Origin of the sequence: Neorhizobium vignae (genome assembly GCF_000732195.1) — a bacterium.
Classification (GTDB): Bacteria; Pseudomonadota; Alphaproteobacteria; order Rhizobiales; family Rhizobiaceae; genus Neorhizobium; species Neorhizobium vignae.
This window is the reverse complement of the sequence record NZ_JNNU01000015.1, coordinates 41016-58428: the sequence shown is the minus strand read 5'-3', so window position 1 is coordinate 58428 and position 17413 is coordinate 41016. Positions and strand designations below refer to the sequence as shown.

At 61.7% G+C, this 17413-nt stretch carries 16 protein-coding genes; 4 read left to right on the top strand and 12 right to left on the bottom strand.

Annotated elements, in window-relative coordinates:
* Window positions 1-89 precede the first annotated feature (89 nt).
* Window positions 90-1172, top strand: coding sequence for an extracellular catalytic domain type 1 short-chain-length polyhydroxyalkanoate depolymerase (locus GQ59_RS23210; protein WP_037085707.1), 1083 nt, complete (start codon window positions 90-92; stop codon window positions 1170-1172).
* Window positions 1173-1253: 81 nt separating this feature from the next.
* On the opposite strand, the gene GQ59_RS23205 is transcribed toward GQ59_RS23210, so the two are convergent.
* From GQ59_RS23205 to GQ59_RS23195, 3 genes are all read right to left on the bottom strand, one after another.
* A complete protein-coding gene (locus GQ59_RS23205; RefSeq protein ID WP_037085705.1) occupies window positions 1254-1700 on the bottom strand; it encodes a pseudoazurin in 447 nt (148 codons plus the stop codon).
* 322 nt (window positions 1701-2022) lie between these two features.
* Window positions 2023-2955, bottom strand: coding sequence for a 5-dehydro-4-deoxyglucarate dehydratase (gene kdgD / locus GQ59_RS23200; RefSeq protein ID WP_037085704.1), 933 nt, complete (start codon window positions 2953-2955; stop codon window positions 2023-2025).
* 88 nt (window positions 2956-3043) lie between these two features.
* Window positions 3044-3781, bottom strand: a complete 738-nt coding sequence (locus GQ59_RS23195) for a FadR/GntR family transcriptional regulator (RefSeq protein WP_152564435.1) — start codon at window positions 3779-3781, stop codon at window positions 3044-3046.
* Window positions 3782-4109: 328 nt separating this feature from the next.
* On the opposite strand from GQ59_RS23195, the gene GQ59_RS23190 reads away from it, so the two are divergent.
* A complete protein-coding gene (locus tag GQ59_RS23190; RefSeq protein WP_037085700.1) occupies window positions 4110-5258 on the top strand; it encodes a mandelate racemase family protein in 1149 nt (382 codons plus the stop codon).
* A 924-nt stretch (window positions 5259-6182) separates the two neighbouring features.
* Here the strand turns inward: GQ59_RS23190 and GQ59_RS23180 are convergent.
* From GQ59_RS23180 to GQ59_RS23140, 9 genes are all read right to left on the bottom strand, one after another.
* Window positions 6183-7241 carry a dienelactone hydrolase family protein gene (locus tag GQ59_RS23180; protein ID WP_037085694.1) on the bottom strand — a complete coding sequence of 353 codons (1059 nt, stop codon included), beginning with the start codon at window positions 7239-7241 and terminating at the stop codon, window positions 6183-6185.
* Complete coding sequence (locus GQ59_RS23175) at window positions 7238-7972, bottom strand: FadR/GntR family transcriptional regulator (protein WP_037085691.1); 735 nt, start codon at window positions 7970-7972, stop codon at window positions 7238-7240. Before GQ59_RS23175 ends, GQ59_RS23180 begins: the two co-directional genes overlap by 4 nt.
* Before the next feature lie 31 nt (window positions 7973-8003).
* Entirely contained in the window at window positions 8004-8762 is a 759-nt protein-coding gene (locus GQ59_RS23170; RefSeq protein ID WP_037085688.1) for an ABC transporter ATP-binding protein, read from the bottom strand.
* Window positions 8759-9616, bottom strand: coding sequence for an ABC transporter ATP-binding protein (locus GQ59_RS23165; RefSeq protein ID WP_037085685.1), 858 nt, complete (start codon window positions 9614-9616; stop codon window positions 8759-8761). The genes GQ59_RS23170 and GQ59_RS23165 overlap by 4 nt, the downstream gene beginning before the upstream one ends.
* Window positions 9617-9642: 26 nt before the next feature.
* The gene (locus tag GQ59_RS23160; protein WP_432762606.1) at window positions 9643-10527 is read right to left on the bottom strand and encodes an ABC transporter permease; all 885 of its coding nucleotides are present in this window, start codon (window positions 10525-10527) and stop codon (window positions 9643-9645) included.
* 22 nt (window positions 10528-10549) lie between these two features.
* The gene (locus GQ59_RS23155; protein WP_037085682.1) at window positions 10550-11566 is read right to left on the bottom strand and encodes an ABC transporter permease; all 1017 of its coding nucleotides are present in this window, start codon (window positions 11564-11566) and stop codon (window positions 10550-10552) included.
* 74 nt (window positions 11567-11640) lie between these two features.
* Window positions 11641-13245 (bottom strand): ABC transporter substrate-binding protein, encoded by a 1605-nt coding sequence (locus GQ59_RS23150; protein ID WP_051904156.1) that lies wholly within the window; start codon window positions 13243-13245, stop codon window positions 11641-11643.
* Window positions 13246-13653: 408 nt separating this feature from the next.
* Entirely contained in the window at window positions 13654-14337 is a 684-nt protein-coding gene (locus GQ59_RS23145; protein ID WP_037085679.1) for a GntR family transcriptional regulator, read from the bottom strand.
* 32 nt (window positions 14338-14369) lie between these two features.
* Window positions 14370-15269, bottom strand: coding sequence for a dihydrodipicolinate synthase family protein (locus GQ59_RS23140; RefSeq protein ID WP_037085677.1), 900 nt, complete (start codon window positions 15267-15269; stop codon window positions 14370-14372).
* A gap of 251 nt (window positions 15270-15520) precedes the next feature.
* On the opposite strand from GQ59_RS23140, the gene GQ59_RS23135 reads away from it, so the two are divergent.
* Window positions 15521-16258 carry a hypothetical protein gene (locus GQ59_RS23135; RefSeq protein WP_051904155.1) on the top strand — a complete coding sequence of 246 codons (738 nt, stop codon included), beginning with the start codon at window positions 15521-15523 and terminating at the stop codon, window positions 16256-16258.
* Window positions 16259-16532: 274 nt separating this feature from the next.
* Window positions 16533-17411, top strand: coding sequence for a dihydrodipicolinate synthase family protein (locus tag GQ59_RS23130; RefSeq protein ID WP_037085674.1), 879 nt, complete (start codon window positions 16533-16535; stop codon window positions 17409-17411).
* The last annotated feature ends 2 nt before the right edge of the window (window positions 17412-17413 follow it).

Here is a 17413-nt window from a genome sequence, read left to right as displayed (position 1 = left end):
AAAATATTTGTGCAGTGCAGCAACATTACCCATATAGGGAACGTTGTCGCTGATCACTGCCATCCCGGCAATGATTGCCAGGAGCCAATATGAGATCGTTGTCGGATACGCTGGAGCGGCTTGCCCGCTTGAAATCACTCGGTCGGGAACAGACCGACACGCCCAGCCATCTGGAGGAACTGAGCAGTTTCGGCTCCAACCCCGGGGCGCTGGGAGCCAGGGTATATGTTCCCTCCCTGCTTCCCAAAGGCCCCGCCCTCGTCGTCGTTCTGCACGGATGCACGCAAACCGCGTCCGGTTATGATCACGGTACCGGATGGTCGAAGCTCGCCGAACACCACGGCTTTGTGGTCCTTTTCCCCGAACAGGTCCGGGCCAACAACGGCAACCTCTGCTTCAACTGGTTCCTTCCCGGGGACACGCGCCGCGGCCAGGGCGAAGCGCACTCGATCCGCCAGATGATCGACGCCGTCGTCTCCCGGCATGGGATCGACCCTTCGCGCATCTATGTGAGCGGGTTGTCCGCAGGGGGTGCGATGGCCAATATCATGTTGGCCACCTATCCGGAGGTTTTCGCCGGTGGAGCGATCATCGCCGGCCTGCCCTATGGCGTCGCCGCGACGGTTCCCGAAGCCTTCGACCGCATGCGCGGGCAAGGCCTGCCGGCACCATCGGCGCTTCAGTCGCGGCTGAAGGCCGCTTCCACCCATCAGGGACCCTGGCCGACCATCTCGGTATGGCAGGGCACCCAGGACAATACGGTCGCGGAAGCAAACGCGCAGGCGATCATCGACCAGTGGCGTGGCGTTCACGAGGTCGGCTCACGGCCGGACCTGGAGGAAAAGGTCGACGGCCGGTCGAAAGCCGTCTGGAAGGATCCCCGCGGCCGGCAGGTCATCGAATATTACAGCATTGCCGGTATGGGCCACGGGACACCCATCGACCCGACGCTCGGTTATGAGAACGCCGCGCCCTACCTGCTGGATGTCGGCATATCGTCGACGCTTCACTCGGCAAACCGCTGGGGACTGCTTCGCGAAGGCGTGGAGCCGCTGCGGGCAGAGAGCGACCGACCCAGGCGGGCATCGGCTCCCTCCCCGGAAGCAAAAGAGCCTGAAGGTATCCAGCAGATCATCGAAAATGCGCTTCGCATGGCCGGCCTGATGCGCTGACTTCGCGCAGGATCAAGCCGGGAGAATGAGCGCAGCGGCGGCCAGGGGGAGAGGGAATGGCCGCCGCTGAACGCCCCCCGCTTAAACGCCGGAAGCAGCGATATCCGCGTCGAGACGTTCGCGCGCCTTCTTGGGCAGTTTCGCGGTCTTGATGGCTTCCACATTGGCAGGAGCGTTGCCGACAACGACAAGGCCGATCATGCCCATGCCCACGTGTGGCGCGCATTTCACGGCATAGGCCCCCTCGACGTCGAACGTGATCTTCACGCTTTCATTCATCTGGCCCTTGAACGGCTTTGCGCCTTCCGGGATCAGGCCGTCGATGGTTTCGGCGTTGTGAGATTTGTCGGTCGGGACGAAGGTAACGGTGTCGCCCTTGGCAATCTTGAGGGAGCTCGGTTCGAATACCATCGCGCCGTCATTGCCCTTGTTGAGCATATGCACTTCGAAATCGGCGGCCGACGCCGCCGTGGCGCAGACGGCCGTGGCGATCACCGCACCGACCAGGGATGCCAAAATCTTCTTCATTTTCTTACTCCTTGTCTGGAAGCCCTCGGCTTCGTTGAATTCACACTAGAGCAAAAACGCCGGCCCTCTTTGACGTACGACAAACGGTTTCGAGTTTGCTGCGGCCCGCTTTTGCGTCGGCCTAAGCCCGGATGGCGCCGTAACGGTCACGTTGCCCAACCCGCGGATCATAAAACCTGCAAGTCCCTCTCGGGACGAGCGCCCGAGGCTTGGGTCGCGGGCGTTTTATTGGCTGCGAGCGCTCGGGCCACGGAAACGAAAAAGCCGGCAGGGTGGACCTGCCGGCTGATGCTCATGGGGAAGAGGCGTGGAGGGAGGACGCTTATTCAGCCGCCTGGGCCCCGAGAGCGTTATTGCGATAGGGCTCGCAGAGAGCCTCCATCATCTTGACCTCTTCGGCGGTCAGATCGGTCAGCGGGGCGCGAACCGGACCCGCATCGAAGCCCATCAGCCGCACGCCGGCCTTGATGGCGGAAACCGCGTAACCCTTCTGGCGATTGCGGATCTCCATGAACGGATAGAAGAAGTCGATGAGGATCCGGTTGGTGGCGGCCGTATCGCCGGCCCGGAGCGCCTTGTAGAACGTCTGAGCCAGCCCCGGAACGAAGTTGAAGACGGCCGACGAATAGGTGGTGACGCCCGCGCCGAGATAGGCGTCTGCAAAAAGCTCGGCGGTCGGCATGCCGCCGAGATAGGTCAGGCGGTCGCCCATGACAGCGGTGATCTTGCGCACCAGGCCGATATCGCCGGAACCGTCCTTGAACCCGACCAGATTGGGGCAGGCCTCGCAAAGGCGCGCCAGCGTTTCCGCCGTCAGGATGGAATTGTCGCGGTTATAGACCATTACGCCGATGCCGACCGACTGGCAGACGGTCTTGATATGCTGATAAAGGCCTTCCTGGCTGGCATCCATGAGATAATGCGGCAGCAGGAGGATGCCGTCGGCACCGGCCTTTTCGGCAGACTTGGCGATCGAAACCGCGATCCGCGTGCCGTAACCGCAGCCGGCCACGATCGGCGTGCTGCCGGCCGAAGCCTTGGCGGCGACGATGATTTCCGGAATTTCGGAAGGCTCCAATGAAAAGAACTCACCCGTGCCGCCGGCGGCAAAAAGCACCGAAGCATCGAAGCCGGCCAGCCAGCCGACATGCTGCTCGTAGGCCTTGCGGTTGAAGAGGCCATCCTTGCCGAACGGCGTGACGGGGAACGACAGGAGGCCGGCGCCGAGCGCATGCTTCAGTTCATTTGGATCCATAGACATGACAGTCCCTTCCTGGTTGATTTCCGGAAGGCTACCAAGTCATATTATGACTGTCAATAGTTGTATTATCTTCAGGGGCACATCAGGGACGCCGGATCAACGAACGATAGCGCTGCTGGCTCCCCTTGAGATGCATGCGCATGGCCTCGCGAGCAGCCGAATCATCGCCATCTGTGATTGCGCCGGCGATACGGGCATGTTCATCCTGGATCTGCGCCAGGTATTCAGGCGGCGAAATCTCGGCCTCGCCTTCCTGCAGCAGCGATCGCGGGATCATCTGCTTGCCGATCGCCTCCAGCAATTCCCGGAAACGCGGGTTGTTGGTCGCGTCCGCGATGGCCAAATGGAAAGCCCGGTCGCTTTCAACCGTTGCCGCACCGGCTGCGATCTGCCGCTTGATCGTCTCGAGACATTCGAAGATCAGTTCCTGTTGCGCCGGTGACGACCGGACCGCAGCGAGACCCGCAGCCTCTATTTCAATGGCGGCGCGAACCTCCAGCATTTCGATGATGGAAGACACGCGGTTGGCATCCACGGTGCGGAAGCCCGCCTGCAGCCCGCCTTGCGGCGCCAGAACGAAGACGCCGACGCCGTGGCGGACCTCGACGAGATTGTCGGCCCGCAACGAAGCGATCGCCTCGCGGATGACCGTCCGGCTGACCTCGTATTGCAGCGTCAGCCCGCTCTCCGTGGGCAGTTTGTCACCGGGCTTCAACGCGCCGCTCGCAATCGCATCGCGCATCCGCCGGCCAACCGTCTCGACCAGATTGCGGCCTTTTCGCGAGGGCGCCTCCCCGGTGATTTTATCTGCTCTCTTCAACGTCTGCCCGCTCCCTCGCTTTGGCATTTCAGTCACTTAGAGGGGTAAAACCCCACCGCATTGTCAAGCGCCGGTCAAGAAATTTATTGACGTCCGGCGATGGACCTATAGTATGAGATGACCTATGAGGTATGATGACACGGCGAACCGGCGCATATTCACCGGCCCGCCCACGAGGAAAGAATGCTCAAGAGACTGCTTTTGACCGGCACCGCGGGGAGTATGGGCAGACTTCCGTCGCCCGACGGGCGGCTCTGATCCGGCCTTTGCCGGGTCCCGACATGAAATGGCGGAGGTTCGTCCCTCTGCTTCTGACAGGAGGAATTTCGTGAAGATCGTAGACGTCAATGTGCGCGTATTCTCTCATACCACGCGCCGTCACCAGGATACCGCCGGCCATGCTCATCCAGGCCCGCCGCACAAGGTCAACCTGGCGCTGCTGACCATTGTCGATGACGACGGCGCGGAAGGCTATTGTTTTGCCCCGCCGGAAGTCGTGCGCCCGCATGTGATCGACAAGTTCGTCAAGAAGGTGCTGATCGGCGAGGATCCGTTCGCCCGCGAAAGACTGTGGCAGGACCTCGCTCACTGGCAGCGCGGCAGCGCGATGCAGCTGACCGACCGGGCGCTCGCGATCGTCGATTGCGCCCTTTGGGACCTTGCCGGCCGCAAGCTGAACATGCCGGTTCACAAACTGATCGGCACCTACCGCGAAAAGATCCCGGCCTATGGCTCGATCATGTGCGGCGACGAGCTGGAAAACGGCCTCGCAACCCCGGAAGATTACGGCCGGTTCGGCGAAAAGCTCGTCAAGCGCGGCTACAAGGGCATCAAGCTGCACACCTGGATGCCGCCGGTCTCCTGGGCGCCTGATGTCAAGATGGACCTCAAGGCCTGCGCCGCGGTCCGCGAGGCGGTCGGCCCGGATATCCACCTGATGATCGATGCCTTCCACTGGTATACCCGCACCGAAGCGCTGGAACTCGGCAGGGGCCTCGAAAAGCTCGGCTTCGACTGGATCGAGGAGCCGATGGACGAGCAGAGCTCAGCCTCCTACGCCTGGCTTGCCGAAAACCTCGACATTCCGGTCCTCGGTCCGGAAAGCGCGGGCGGCAAGCATTTCAGCCGCGCGGAATGGATCACCGGAAAAGCCTGCGACATCCTGCGCACCGGCGTCCATGACGTCGGCGGCATCAGCCCGGCGATGAAGACCATGCACCTGGCCGAATCCTTCGGCATGAACTGCGAAATCCACGGCAATGGCGCTCCGAACCTGATCGTCGCGGCCTGCACCAAGAACGCGAAATGGTATGAGCGCGGCCTCCTGCACCCGTTCCTCGAATATGACGACGGCTTCGAATACCTGAACGCCCTCGTCGATCCGATGGACGAGGACGGTTTCGTGCATATCTCCGACAAGCCGGGCATGGGCGAAGACATCAACTTCGACTTCATCAACGCCAATCTGGTTGAGTGAACCGTTTATTCTGCCTCCCAAGCAGGAAGAGGAGCCCGGTCCCTTTTGGGGCCGGGTTTCTTGTTTTTTTGCTGTCGTAACAAGCTTGTCGTCCAGTCCCGGAGATTACAAGCCTTCGCGCAGGACGTGCTCGCCTCCGTCGATGGAATCAGACCCGTTGATTTCCGGCCTTCGGCCAACATTCTGGAGCCCGCGCAGTCTCCTGCCGTGGTTTTTTAAAGATCGGAGAGCCCACACGAATGCGGAACCTCAATTGATTTTTTAATGGTGGCTCCGCATTCGCGTGGCCTTCGGCGTCTTGTCAGGGCTTCCGGCCCCTACAGGTGATCACCTCGCCTCGCTGCATGGCTTCGTTCACGATCTCCTTTCGGGAAACCTTGCCACTTGCACGGCTCAACCGAACCCGGCCCGGTGGCCAGGGGAAGGCTTGATAGGAATGTTCGTCTTTCGACCAGCACTCCATGGCTTTCACCTCTTCCACCATCCCCGCACGTTACGGTTCCGATGAAAGCGCCGGCCTCCGCCTGCCCGCGAACGTCTCGCGAAACACTCCGGCGACGGAAGCGGGGCAATTGTAGGCATGGGTTCAAAGGGCGTGGATGATGACGCGGTTAAGTCATTGGGGATGCTGGAAGGCTGCGATGAATTGTCCACGGGGCGAACACCGAAAGACAGTATTGGAAGCTGCATCCCGCCTTACCCCCCTCTGTCCTGCCGGACATCTCCCCCTCAAGGGTGGGGTGAGGCAGCGCGGCATCCTTAACCCTCCCCCTTGTGGGGAGGGTGGCCGGCAGGCGGGAGGGGTTTTGATGCTGGATGAGTCTCCTCCCCAACCTCTCCCCACAAGCGGGAGGGGCTCCTCGCACCGCCCCATGCATTCATATGTGATCACCATCCGCGAAGGACTTGCCCTCCAGCCCACCCTCACATCACCCGATCGAGCCAGTCCATCGCATGGTCCTGCTGATCGACCGGGAATGCATGAGCCGCGCCGGGCCAAAGCCGCGTCTCGAGGCCATGTTCCGCATCCGCGGCCATCCAGATCGCATGAAGTTGCTCCTGCGCCGCCACGGCGGCAGGCGGGGGAAAATGCCGGTCTTCGGCACCGCTGAAGATCAGCGCGGGTTTCGGCGCGGCAAGCCCTGCAAAATGCGGGTAATCGAGCTTTCCGGCGATCGGCGGATGCAGCAGGGAAAAGGCCGACTGCCCACGAAGCTGGTTGTTGCCCGGCTGCATGAGGCCCTGCAGCGTCCCCATCCAGCCGCCGGCGACGCAGGCCCTGGCATCGTCCGACAGTGCGGCCAACTGCCACGCGCGCGAGCCGCCCATCGAATACCCGAAGCTCGCCACACGGTTTCCATCGACGCCGGGCAGTGCGCGAAGCCAGGCCATCGCTTCGAGGTCCTCGAGCAGGATGACGGAGGCGTAGGAAACCCCGAACTGCATGAGATTGGCGGCGAGCGCCTGCTGCGCTTCGTAACCGTTGCCTTTCCGGCTGCCCCAGCCGAGCGCGTCGGCGCAGAGCACGGTATAACCGCGCCGGGCGAGTTCGTTGCCGACATGCCGGCCGCCGTAAAGTCTGGCCGCCCATCGATCCGTGTCCGCTGCGACCTCGGAAGTCTCGCCGGAGCGGCGGATCATCTTCTCCTTGCCGATCGAGAAGAACGAGCCGTGGTCGTGCAGCAGCAGCACGGCAGGCGTAACGTCATTCGTATCGGGACGAAGGAGATAGGCTCTCGTCGTTTCGCCGTTCGAAAAACCAAGTTCGAACTCTTGGCCCATGCGTCCGTCTTCGGTCCACTCCGCGAGGACCGACGCGCTTGCGGGCGAGATCCGCCCGACGCCGAGTGCCTGCCGCACCTTGTTTCGTGTGCGGTCCTTCCAGTCTGGAAAGCTTTCCGCGGCCGGGTGAAAATTCCAGTCGAACGAGAGATTGTCGCGCAGCCTCGCTGCGAGGCTCGACATGTTCTCGCTGTCGATCATGGCTCCTGCCGTAACCGTTCGAGCATCCGGTCGCGGCTGTCGCCCAGATGCTTGCGCATCGCCCCGCGCGCGCCTTCCACGTCACGGGCTTCGATTGCGTTCAGAATGGCACGGTGTTCTTCATTGACGCGCTTGAGATGCACGGAGAGACTCGCGTCATCGACCGCATGGGTCGAAAGCCGCATGCGCGGCATCAGGGTTTCGCCGAGATAGTTGAAAATACGGAAAAAATGCTCGTTATGGCTGGCGGTAGCAACGGAGCGGTGGAAATCGAAATCCGCCTGCGTGTCCCGGCTTGCACGACGGACGGCGACATCCATCGCCTTGCAGGCCGCGGTCATGGCCTGGATATCCGCCTGTGTCCGCCGGTCTGCGGCAAGTGCTGCCGCTTCCGATTCGATGCCGATACGCAGCTCGAGGCCCTTTACCAGGTTCTCGACCAGCATCAGGTTTTCGTCGCCAAGGCGGAAAGGCGTTACACCCGCGTCTTGACGAACGAAGACGCCGATCCCGTGATGAATCGAGACGAGGCCGCTTGCCCGAAGGTTGGCGATCGCCTCCCGGACAACCGTCCGGCTGACGCCCAGTTCGTCGATCAGCGCCTTTTCCGTCGGAAGCTTCGATCCGCGCGGATAGTCCCCAAGCTTGATCCGCTCGGCGATCGTGCGCACGACCTGCGAACTCAGGGTCTCCCTGCGGCGCCAGGTAGAGGATGGGGCTTCGGCTGTCATCGGGCACTCCATGGCGTCTCGGATGTGAAACTCAGACAGCGTGGTCGTATTCGAGGCTCGCCTGGATCAGTTCGCGGGCATAGGGATCCTTGGCCTGACCTGTCGCCAGCACGTCTCGGCTCATCACCTCGACCACGCGACCATGCTGCATTACCGCCAGCCGCTCGCACATATGATCGATCACTGCAAGATCATGGGAAACGAAGAGATAGGTCAAGTTGCGTTTTGCACGCAGATCGGCGAGCAGATTGAGCACCTCCGCCTGCACCGAGACGTCGAGTGCCGAGGTCGGCTCGTCGAGAAGCAGGATGCGCGGTTCGAGAATGAGTGCGCGCGCAATCGCCACGCGCTGGCGCTGGCCGCCGGAAAGCTCGTGCGGAAAACGCGACAGGAAGGCCGGATCGAGACCGACATCGATCAGAGCCCGCTCCATGCGTTCGACCTGGCGGTCCATGCGATGGATGCGGAGCGGCTCCTGAAGCGCGGTGCGGATCGATTGGCGCGGATGCAGCGAACCGTAGGGATCCTGGAAGACCATCTGGACCGCGCGGCAATATTCGACGAAGGGCATGTCGTTGACCGACCGTCCCTCGAGCTGGATGTCGCCCTCCCAGAGATTCAGGAGACGGGCGATGCAGCGCAGGATGGTCGACTTGCCGGAACCGGACTCGCCGACAAGCCCGAAGGATTCGCCTGCCTCGACCGAAAAGCAGACATCGCCGAGAATGCGCTTCTTCGCCGAGCTGTAACCCAGATCGATCGAGAGGTTGCGGACGTCGATGGCGGTCATGCGCGCACCTCTTTGGTCTCTTGGGAGATGGTTTGGCGGTTCAGGACCGGAAGCGGCTTGCGGCTGCCGCCGATATGCGGCTGCGCGGCAAGCAACCCTTGAGTATAGGGATGCGTGCAGTTGCGCATGTCCCGGGCCGCCCGTTCCTCGACGACCTCGCCATGGCGCATGACCAGAACCCGGTCGCAGAAATTGCGCACCAGGTTGAGGTCGTGGCTGATCATGATGAGGCCGATGCCCTTGTTGGTCACCAGCTCGTTCAGGATGTTGAGGACCTGCATGCGCACGGTGACGTCGAGCGCGGAGGTCGGCTCGTCGGCGATGATGATCTGCGGCTCGGGGATCAGCATCATGGCGATCATGATGCGCTGGCCCATGCCGCCCGAGACTTCGTGCGGATAAAGGCCGAACACCCGTTCCGGATCGCGGATCTTCACCGCCTCCAGCATTTCCAGCGTCTTCTGCCGGGCGACCTGCGCCGAGGCCCTGTAGTGAACACGATAGGCCTCGGCGATCTGGTCTCCGACGCGATGCACCGGGTTGAGCGAGAATTTCGGATCCTGGAGGATCATCGAAATGCGTCGGCCGCGGATCGTCAGCATCTGCTTTTCGCTGGCGGAGATGAGGTCGATGCCCCCGAAATCCATCCGGTCGGCCTCGATCTTCGCGGTCGGCAGGAGCTTCAGCAGCGCGCGGCCGATCGTCGACTTGCCGGAGCCGGACTCGCCGACAATGCCGAGCCGCTCGCGGCCGAGATCGAAGGAGACGCCCTTGACGACGGTGTTGTAGGTCTTGCCGCTGCGATAGCTGACGCGGAGATTTTCGACCTTCAGGAGTGCCTGGCTGTTATCCATGGTGGAATCCTAACACTGTTTCGGGCCTATCTTTGCTTGGGATCCAGCGCGTCGCGCAGGCCGTCGCCGAGAAGGTTGAAGGCAAGGCTGACGAGCAGGATGGCGCCGCCCGGGAAGGCGACCAGCCACCAGTTGTCCAGCATGTAGCGCCGGCCGGTAGCGATCATCGCCCCCCATTCGGGCAGCGGCGGCTGGGCGCCGAGACCGAGGAAACCGAGGCCCGCAGCCGTCAGGATGACGGTCGCCATCGACAGCGTGATGCGCACCAGGACCGACGGCAGGCACATCGGCATGATCGACTTGATGATGATGCGCAGCGCCGATGCCCCCTGCATGCGCGAGGCCGAGATATAGTCGGCACCGCGGAAGGTCAGCGTTTCGGCGCGGGCCAGGCGGGCGATCGGCGGCCAGGTGGTGAGACCGATGGCGATGATCGCATTTTCGAGGCCGGCGCCGAGGGCCGCCACGAAGGCGAGCGACAGGATGAGGCTCGGGAAGGACAGGAAGATATCGGTGATACGCATCATGATCGTATCGTACCAGCCGCCGAAATAACCGGCCGTCGTGCCGACCAAAAGCCCGATCGGACCGACGATGACCGAGACGATGGTGATGATCGTCAGGCTGATGCGCGTGCCGTAGATGATGCGGCTCATGATGTCGCGTCCGAGCTCGTCGGTCCCGAACCAGTGCTCGGCGCTCGGCGGCTTCAGCGTATTGCCGAGGTTGATGACATTCGGATCATAGGGCGCGATCAGCGGTGCGACGATCGCCGTCAGGACCAGGATGGTGATGACCACGAGGCCGAAACCCGAAGACGGGTTGCCGAGAAGCTCGCGGATGACGGCGAGCAGTCGGCGGAAGGCCGAATTTGGGTTTGAGCGAGTACCGTTCATGGCCACGTCCTGCATGTCGAGAGATTGAGCTGCCATGTCACCGCGTCCTCGGATCGAAGATCTTGTAAAGCGCGTCGGAAAGCAGGTTGAGCGCAATGAAGATGATACCGACCAGTAGCACGCAGGTCATCACCGCGTTCATGTCGCCGATCAGCATGTTGTTGGTGATGTATTGGCCGAAGCCCGGCCAGGAGAACACGGTCTCGATGAGGACCGCGCCTTCCAGCAGGCTGCCATAGGCGAGCGCCACGATCGTCACCAGCTGTACGCGGATATTCGCGAAGGCGTGGTGCCAGATGGTGCGGCCCTTCGAGAGCCCCTTCACACGCGCCGTGGTAACATATTCCTGGTTCAGCTGGTCCAGCATGAAACTGCGGGTCATGCGGGTGATATAGGCCATCGACGAATAACCGAGGATGCTCGCCGGCAGAAGCAGATGGTTGACCGCATCCCGCAAGACTTCCCAGTCGCCGGCGATGATCGCGTCGATCAGCAGGAAGCCGGTCGTTTCCGGCACGATGCCGATATAATAATCCGACAGACGGCCGCCGCCGCCGACCAGATCCAGCGCCGCGTAAAAGATGATCAGGCCGATCATGCCGGTCCAGAAGATCGGCATGGAATGGCCGATCAGGGTGAGGAACCGGATGATGTGGTCGACCGGACGGTTGCGGCGCACGGCGGCGAGAATGCCGAGCGGAATACCCAGGCCCGCCCCGACGATGATCGCGAAGGTCGCAAGCTCGATCGTCGCTGGCATGACATGCAGGATGTCGTTGATGACCGGTTGCCCGGTCCGGATCGACGTCCCGAAATCGCCATGCAGCAGATCGCTCACGTAGCGAAAGAACTGCTGGTAGAGAGGAAGGTTCGCGCCGATCCGTTCCGCAACCGTGTCGTATGTGGCCTGGTCGGCCTCTTCGCCGACAATGGCGCGGACCGGATCGACAGGCATCAGCCGTCCGATGCAGAAGGTCAGGATCAGCAATCCGAGAAGGGTTGCCAATATGGTGCCGGCCTGCCGCGTGAAAGCGGTGAGACGCTCGTTGTTCATGGGACTTCCTCAGGACCGTACCGGATGCCGCGGCGCTGCCGGACCACGAGGCCCGCGCCGCGGCCAACCGAGGATTATCGTTCTTTCTTCACGGTGCGAAGCTGGGTGGACCAGGACGGGTTCAGCTCGAGACCCTTGATGTCGGCCCGGAAGCCGACGCTGTCGACCACTTCCGAGAAGGGCTGGATCGCCGGGACGATATCCGCGTAGTAGGTCTGGATGTCCTGATATTGCTTGATCTGCTTGTCCTTGTTGCCTTCGACGAGAGCGTCATCGATCATCTTGTTGATCTTCTCATCATAGAAGGACGTGCGCCAGCCCTGGAAATTCGTGAGCTTCGCCTCATCCGCATTGTTGGGATTGTAGACGATGGCGCGGAAGTTCGAGTCCGGATGCGGCAACTGGCCGCCGCCGCCGCGACCGACCAGGAGCTCATATTTGCGTTCGCGCATCGCGCCGTAGATCTGGTCGCCGGAACCGGTGACGATCTCGGCCTTGATGCCGGCCTGCGCCAGCGTCGCCTGGATGGCGGTCGCAAGGCTCATGAACGGCACGTCGGAAATGGCGCGCAGCGTGGTCGAGAAGCCGTTCGGATAACCGGCCTCGGCAAGCAGCGCCTTGGCCTTTGCGACGTCGAGCTTGTAGCCCGCATTCGGCAGGGCGCCGAAGATTCCTGCAGGAACGGGACGATCGCGCAGCTTGCCGAAATAGGGCAGCACGCTGTCGTTCAGGCCCTGGTAGTCGATGAGATAACGCAGCGCCTCGCGAACCTTCGGCTTCTGGAACTTCTCGTCCTTCATGGAAACTGCGAGATAATAGAAGCCGCTGCCGCCGTTCGTCTGGATCTTGACGTCCTTGCTGCTCTCGAGCGCCTTGAGGTCCGCTGCCGACATGGAAAAGGCGATGTCGATATCGCCCTTTTCGAGCATCAGCCGCTGGCTCTGCGATTCGGCCAGATGGCGCATCATGATCCGGCGCATGGCCGGCTTGTCGCCCCAGTATTTCGGGTTCTGCTCGAGCGTGACGCGCTCGTTCGACTGCCACTGGCCAAGCGTGAACGGACCGGAGCCGGCGGAGTTGTTGGTGAGCCAGGCGGCGCCCATATCGCCGTTCTTGTCGTGCTCCATGACCGCCTTCATGTCGAGGATGGAGCCTGGACCGACGATGCCGAGCGTCTGTACGATGACCTGCGGATCGACCTTCTTCGGCAGCTTGATGACAACAGTGCCGTCGTCCGGAGCGGTGAAGCTTGCATCGGCATTGGCTGCAGAGAAGCCGTGGGTCTTCAGGAACGACGCCTGCGCCAGGTTGAGCTTCATCAACCGCTTGAAGGACCAGACCACGTCCGCCGAAGTGACCGGGTTTCCGGAAGCGAAGGTCGCTCCCTTGCGCAGCTTGAAGGTGATCGAGCCGTTGTCGTCGGCGATCGTCCAGCTCTCCGCCAGCTGCGGATTGACCTGGGCGCGATTGACGGCGTCAAGCGCCACAAGGTTATCATATATGTTTGTGAGAACCTGTACGGTCTCCTTGCCGGTGATGGCAGCGGGATCGAGCGTCAGGATATTGGTCATCGAGAAGCCGACGACCAGCATATTGGGCGGGGTTTCGGCATAGGCAGGCTGGAAAAACAGAGCGGAACCGAGCAATACCGGTCCCATTATTCTCGATAGCGGCGTCATGGCCGTCCTCCCTTGGATTGCCGGTCTCCTCCCGGCAGGTAGATAATCGCAATCCAAGAGATATGATGTCTTACGACACCTGTCAATCCGAAATACCGCTTCACCGACTCGTCCTCGATGGCAAGCGATACGTCCGTGATGGCGTCGAATGCCCCGTAGTTTTTCGAAACGTTGGATAGCTCCAGACGCGCCAAGCTCGGTCCTCCCTGAATTGACTCTCCCAAAGCGTCAGATGCTTGACAGCTTCACCATGCAACAAGATTCGAACCCGCAAACATGTTGTTCGACAACTTTTATGAAGACCGACATGATCAGCCATACATCAAGGCCGACGGCCTGCCTGGGGACCTCCGCCTGCGTAAGCAGGCGCAGCCGAACCGGCAGTCCGTTACATAAAACGAGGGATTGTCAGAGCTCGATCGCCCGCTCGCGGGCATGCATGATGTGGCGGTCGATGGCGTCGCCCGCCGCATGCGGATCGCGGGATTTGATGGCGTCGATGATCGCCAGATGATCGGCGAAGGCCGGCGGCAGGACCTGCTCGGAAAGGCTGATCCTGTCGAGCTTGATGAGCCGCATGCGGATCGCATTGACCGCATAGGCCTGGATCAGCAGGTCGTTCTGGGTCGCCTCGATGAGAAGGTTGTGAAACCCGTCGTCGACCTTCTGGCCGCGCTCGAAGACATCCGGCGAGGGAGCATTGCGGACCTCGTCGAGGATCGACTGGTGAAGCCTGGCCTGTTCGTCGAGGATGGCGTCCGGCATGCGCCTGACGGCGGTCAGCACCGCCTCGCGCTCCAGCGCCATGCGCACCTGGAAAGCCTGGCGGATGATCGAGAGATCGATCTGGGTGATCTGGATGCCTCGCTGCGGCATGACCACCAGGAGACCCTCATATTGCAGGCGCGGCAGGAGTTCGCGCAGAGCGCCGATCGAAAGACCGAGCAGCGCGACGAGCTCTCGCTGGGACACGAACTGACCCGGCCGCAGCCGGCCATCGAACAGCGCCTCGCGAAACCGCTCATAGGCGATCTGTTTGACCGAGCGGAGTTCTGGCTGTTCGGTGCCGGGCGGTGCAGTACGTGCGCTCATCTGTCTCCTATCGCCGGCATGCACCGGGCGGGTCAAGCAGCGGCGCGATAACCCGTCCGCTCAAACAATTCAATGAGCATAACACGATCGCGCTGGCTGAGAGCAACCAGAGGCGGCACCGCATATGCCAGACTTTCGTCGTTGCGATAATGGGCAAGAGCCGCCTTGAGGGCAACGAGCGATCCGTAGGCATCCACTGCCTCGATGCGCCGCGACTGCTTCTCCAGAATGCCGGCATCGTCGGGATTGTCGTAAAGAGCCTTCAGGTCGCCGGCAAAGAGGTTCGGCATGCCGCCGATCATCCCGGCGCCTCCAGCCTTGACGAGCGTGGGCAGAACCCGGTCGTCGCCCGTGAAGACGGCAAGTTCCGGGAAGGACTTCACCAGCATCAGTCCGTTGTCGAGATCCCCGGTCGAATCCTTGATCCCGGCGATGCGGCTGCCATGCTTGCGCATCAGGGCCGCGATCAGCTGCTGCGTGAAGCGGACCCGGCTGAGCTGCGGGATGTTGTAGAGCACGAGGTCGATTGCCGTATGCGCCTTGGTACGCTCGATCAGCGCATCGAAGAAAGCCGCAACGCCATCCTCGCTCGCACCATAATAGAAGGGCGGCAGGACCAGGGCTGCGCGACAGCCAAGGTCTCCATAGGCGATCAGCGACGTGACCGCATCATCGAAACTCGCGGTCATGATCGCCGGCAGCTGACGGTCCATATCCACCCCGCCCGCCTTCAGCGTTTCGAGAGCTTCGAGCTTCTGGGTGGTCGAAAAAGATGCGCCTTCGCCCGTCGTGCCGAACGTCGAAATGAAGCTGCAGCCATTTGCCAGGAGACGGTCGATATGCGCCTTCAGCCGGACGGTATCGATACGGAAATCGGTCGTCACCGGCGTGACGGAGGCGGCAACAATGCCCTTAAGCGCTGCATTCGACATAAACTGGTTCCTCGTTATAGGACTGATATAATCAATGTAGTTATCAGTCGTCAAATATATATTTACATCAGTCGCCGGCTGCGGCATGTTGCGCCCGGGATTGGCGATGGAGGAACGGATGCGCTACTGCCGGGGGGGATATTTGAAGTGTGCCGGCTCGATTGATTTTGTTAGGATGCCCTCAATGCTCGGCTATGGGTACTGATCGTGACTGCCTCAAGCTTTCATCTCGAACCAAGGAAACTGACGCTATGCCCGACACGCTCCCGGCCCGCCTCGCGACTGCCATCCGCAATTCCATCCTGTCGAGGACCGTGTTTGAACCGGAGCCCTTTCTCGGGCTGCCCCTGGCGGATGCCTATACGGTACAGACCGATGTGTTTCGCGCGCTCGGCCAGCCGTTCAAGGGCGCCAAGCTCACCCTGAAGGGCGATTTCTGCCAGAGCGCACCGCTTCTGTTCGTCAATGAGGAAACCGGCCATGCCCACCAGCCGGGCATTTCGGTGGAAGTGGAACTGGCTTTCGTGCTGACCAAGGATGTCGTGGCCAGCGAGGGCAAGGTGACCCGCCAGGATATCGTCGACGCGATCGGTTCGGTACGGATCGGCGTGGAACTTCTCCGCAGCCGTTACCAGGGCGGCTCCCGGGGCGATCCGGCCCTCGCCGCCGCCGACATGATGAGCAATATCGGCTATGTCCTTGGCCCGTCGCTGGATCGGAGCCTGCTGGACGAGGGCGCGTCGATCGGTCAGTTGTCGGTTATCATCAACGGACAGGTCGGCTTCGACAAGCCGGCGGCGCATGCCGATGGCGACCCGCTGAAGACCATGGTCGTGCTGGCAAACCAGAACCAGCTCTCCTCCTTCTCCATGCTCAAGGCCGGACAGGTGATGACGACGGGCACGTTGTGCGGACTGATCCCGGTCGCCGAGCCGGGGAGAATCGAAGTGAACATGGGCGGACAGCGGTTCGTCCTCGACCTGAGCTGACGCGACCTTGGGGGATTTGGCGATGACGTAATTTCGTCAGCGTCGATGTCGGGACGGGAGGTGCGCAAGCAGCGTGTTCGACGCGGCCGGGGTGGGGGCTGCAGGGCTCGCTGCCAAGCCACCTCCTTTCCGGGGAAGAGACCGAACGCCGCTGGGATCCATCAACGAACAGTAGCCAATGATCACACCTCAACTCCAATCAAATTACTTACTTGATTTCTAACATGTCAGTATGCAAATGTTGGAACAATACCGGGAGGATAAATAAACCAACATGAGTTTCGGGCTCTCCGTCGCACTCGCGACCCCTTTTGACAAAGACGGCAGGATCGTGCTCGACGCGATGGTCGCCCAAGCTCGCCGCAGCCTCGATGCCGGCTGCGACAGCGTCACGGTTTTCGGCACGACCGGTGAAGGCGCCTCGATCGGCGATGGCGAACGGGAAAGGGTCCTCGCCGCCATGATTTCCGGCGGCATCGCGCCGCGCCAGATCGTTGCGGGTGTTCTTGTCGATGCGGCCGGGGACGCCGCTGAACAGGCCGCACACGCCCTGTCCATGGGTGCGCGCAACGTTCTTCTGGCCCCGCCCTCCTATTTCAAGAACGTCAGCGACGAAGGCCTGTTCGGCTGGTTCTCCACCGTATTCGCGCTTCTGGGCGACAAGGCCCGTGACATCATCGTCTACCACATCCCGTCGGTCACGATGGTGCCGCTGAGCCACGCGCTGATTGGCCGGCTTCGCCATGCATTTCCCGGCATTGTCACCGGGGTGAAGGATTCCGGCGGCGAATGGGCCTTCACCGAGAAGCTGCTCAAGGAACATGGCGACCTCATCATCCTGATCGGCGACGAGCGGCATCTGGCCCAGGGCGTACGTCTCGGCGGACAGGGTGCGATCTCCGGTGTCGCAAATTTCGCCCCGCGCGAAGTCCGCCGCATGGCCGTGGATGGCGAGGACGATCAGCGGATTGTCGATCTCGTCGTGGAATTGCTGAAATATCCCGTCATTCCGGCCGTGAAGGTGATGATCGCCCATCTTTCGAACGATCCGTCGTGGCTGACGGTGCGGCCGCCGCTTGTTTCGATCACCGACGAGGGTCGGCGCCTGCTGGTGTCGGCCTTCGACACCCTGTTCCGTTCAAAGGCGGCCTGAAA

What these genes read in the sequence shown, in the direction of transcription:
- GQ59_RS23135 (WP_051904155.1), top strand. Translation starts at nt 15,521, where the DNA reads ATGCCCGACACGCTCCCGGCCCGCCTCGCGACTGCCATCCGCAATTCC.
- GQ59_RS23210 (WP_037085707.1), top strand. Translation starts at nt 90, where the DNA reads ATGAGATCGTTGTCGGATACGCTGGAGCGGCTTGCCCGCTTGAAATCA.
- GQ59_RS23170 (WP_037085688.1), bottom strand. Translation starts at nt 8,762, where the DNA reads ATGACCGCCATCGACGTCCGCAACCTCTCGATCGATCTGGGTTACAGC.
- GQ59_RS23160 (WP_432762606.1), bottom strand. Translation starts at nt 10,527, where the DNA reads ATGCAGGACGTGGCCATGAACGGTACTCGCTCAAACCCAAATTCGGCC.
- GQ59_RS23180 (WP_037085694.1), bottom strand. Translation starts at nt 7,241, where the DNA reads ATGATCGACAGCGAGAACATGTCGAGCCTCGCAGCGAGGCTGCGCGAC.
- GQ59_RS23205 (WP_037085705.1), bottom strand. Translation starts at nt 1,700, where the DNA reads ATGAAGAAGATTTTGGCATCCCTGGTCGGTGCGGTGATCGCCACGGCC.
- GQ59_RS23150 (WP_051904156.1), bottom strand. Translation starts at nt 13,245, where the DNA reads ATGACGCCGCTATCGAGAATAATGGGACCGGTATTGCTCGGTTCCGCT.
- kdgD (WP_037085704.1), bottom strand. Translation starts at nt 2,955, where the DNA reads ATGGATCCAAATGAACTGAAGCATGCGCTCGGCGCCGGCCTCCTGTCG.
- GQ59_RS23175 (WP_037085691.1), bottom strand. Translation starts at nt 7,972, where the DNA reads ATGACAGCCGAAGCCCCATCCTCTACCTGGCGCCGCAGGGAGACCCTG.
- GQ59_RS23140 (WP_037085677.1), bottom strand. Translation starts at nt 15,269, where the DNA reads ATGTCGAATGCAGCGCTTAAGGGCATTGTTGCCGCCTCCGTCACGCCG.
- GQ59_RS23145 (WP_037085679.1), bottom strand. Translation starts at nt 14,337, where the DNA reads ATGAGCGCACGTACTGCACCGCCCGGCACCGAACAGCCAGAACTCCGC.
- GQ59_RS23165 (WP_037085685.1), bottom strand. Translation starts at nt 9,616, where the DNA reads ATGGATAACAGCCAGGCACTCCTGAAGGTCGAAAATCTCCGCGTCAGC.
- GQ59_RS23130 (WP_037085674.1), top strand. Translation starts at nt 16,533, where the DNA reads ATGAGTTTCGGGCTCTCCGTCGCACTCGCGACCCCTTTTGACAAAGAC.
- GQ59_RS23155 (WP_037085682.1), bottom strand. Translation starts at nt 11,566, where the DNA reads ATGAACAACGAGCGTCTCACCGCTTTCACGCGGCAGGCCGGCACCATA.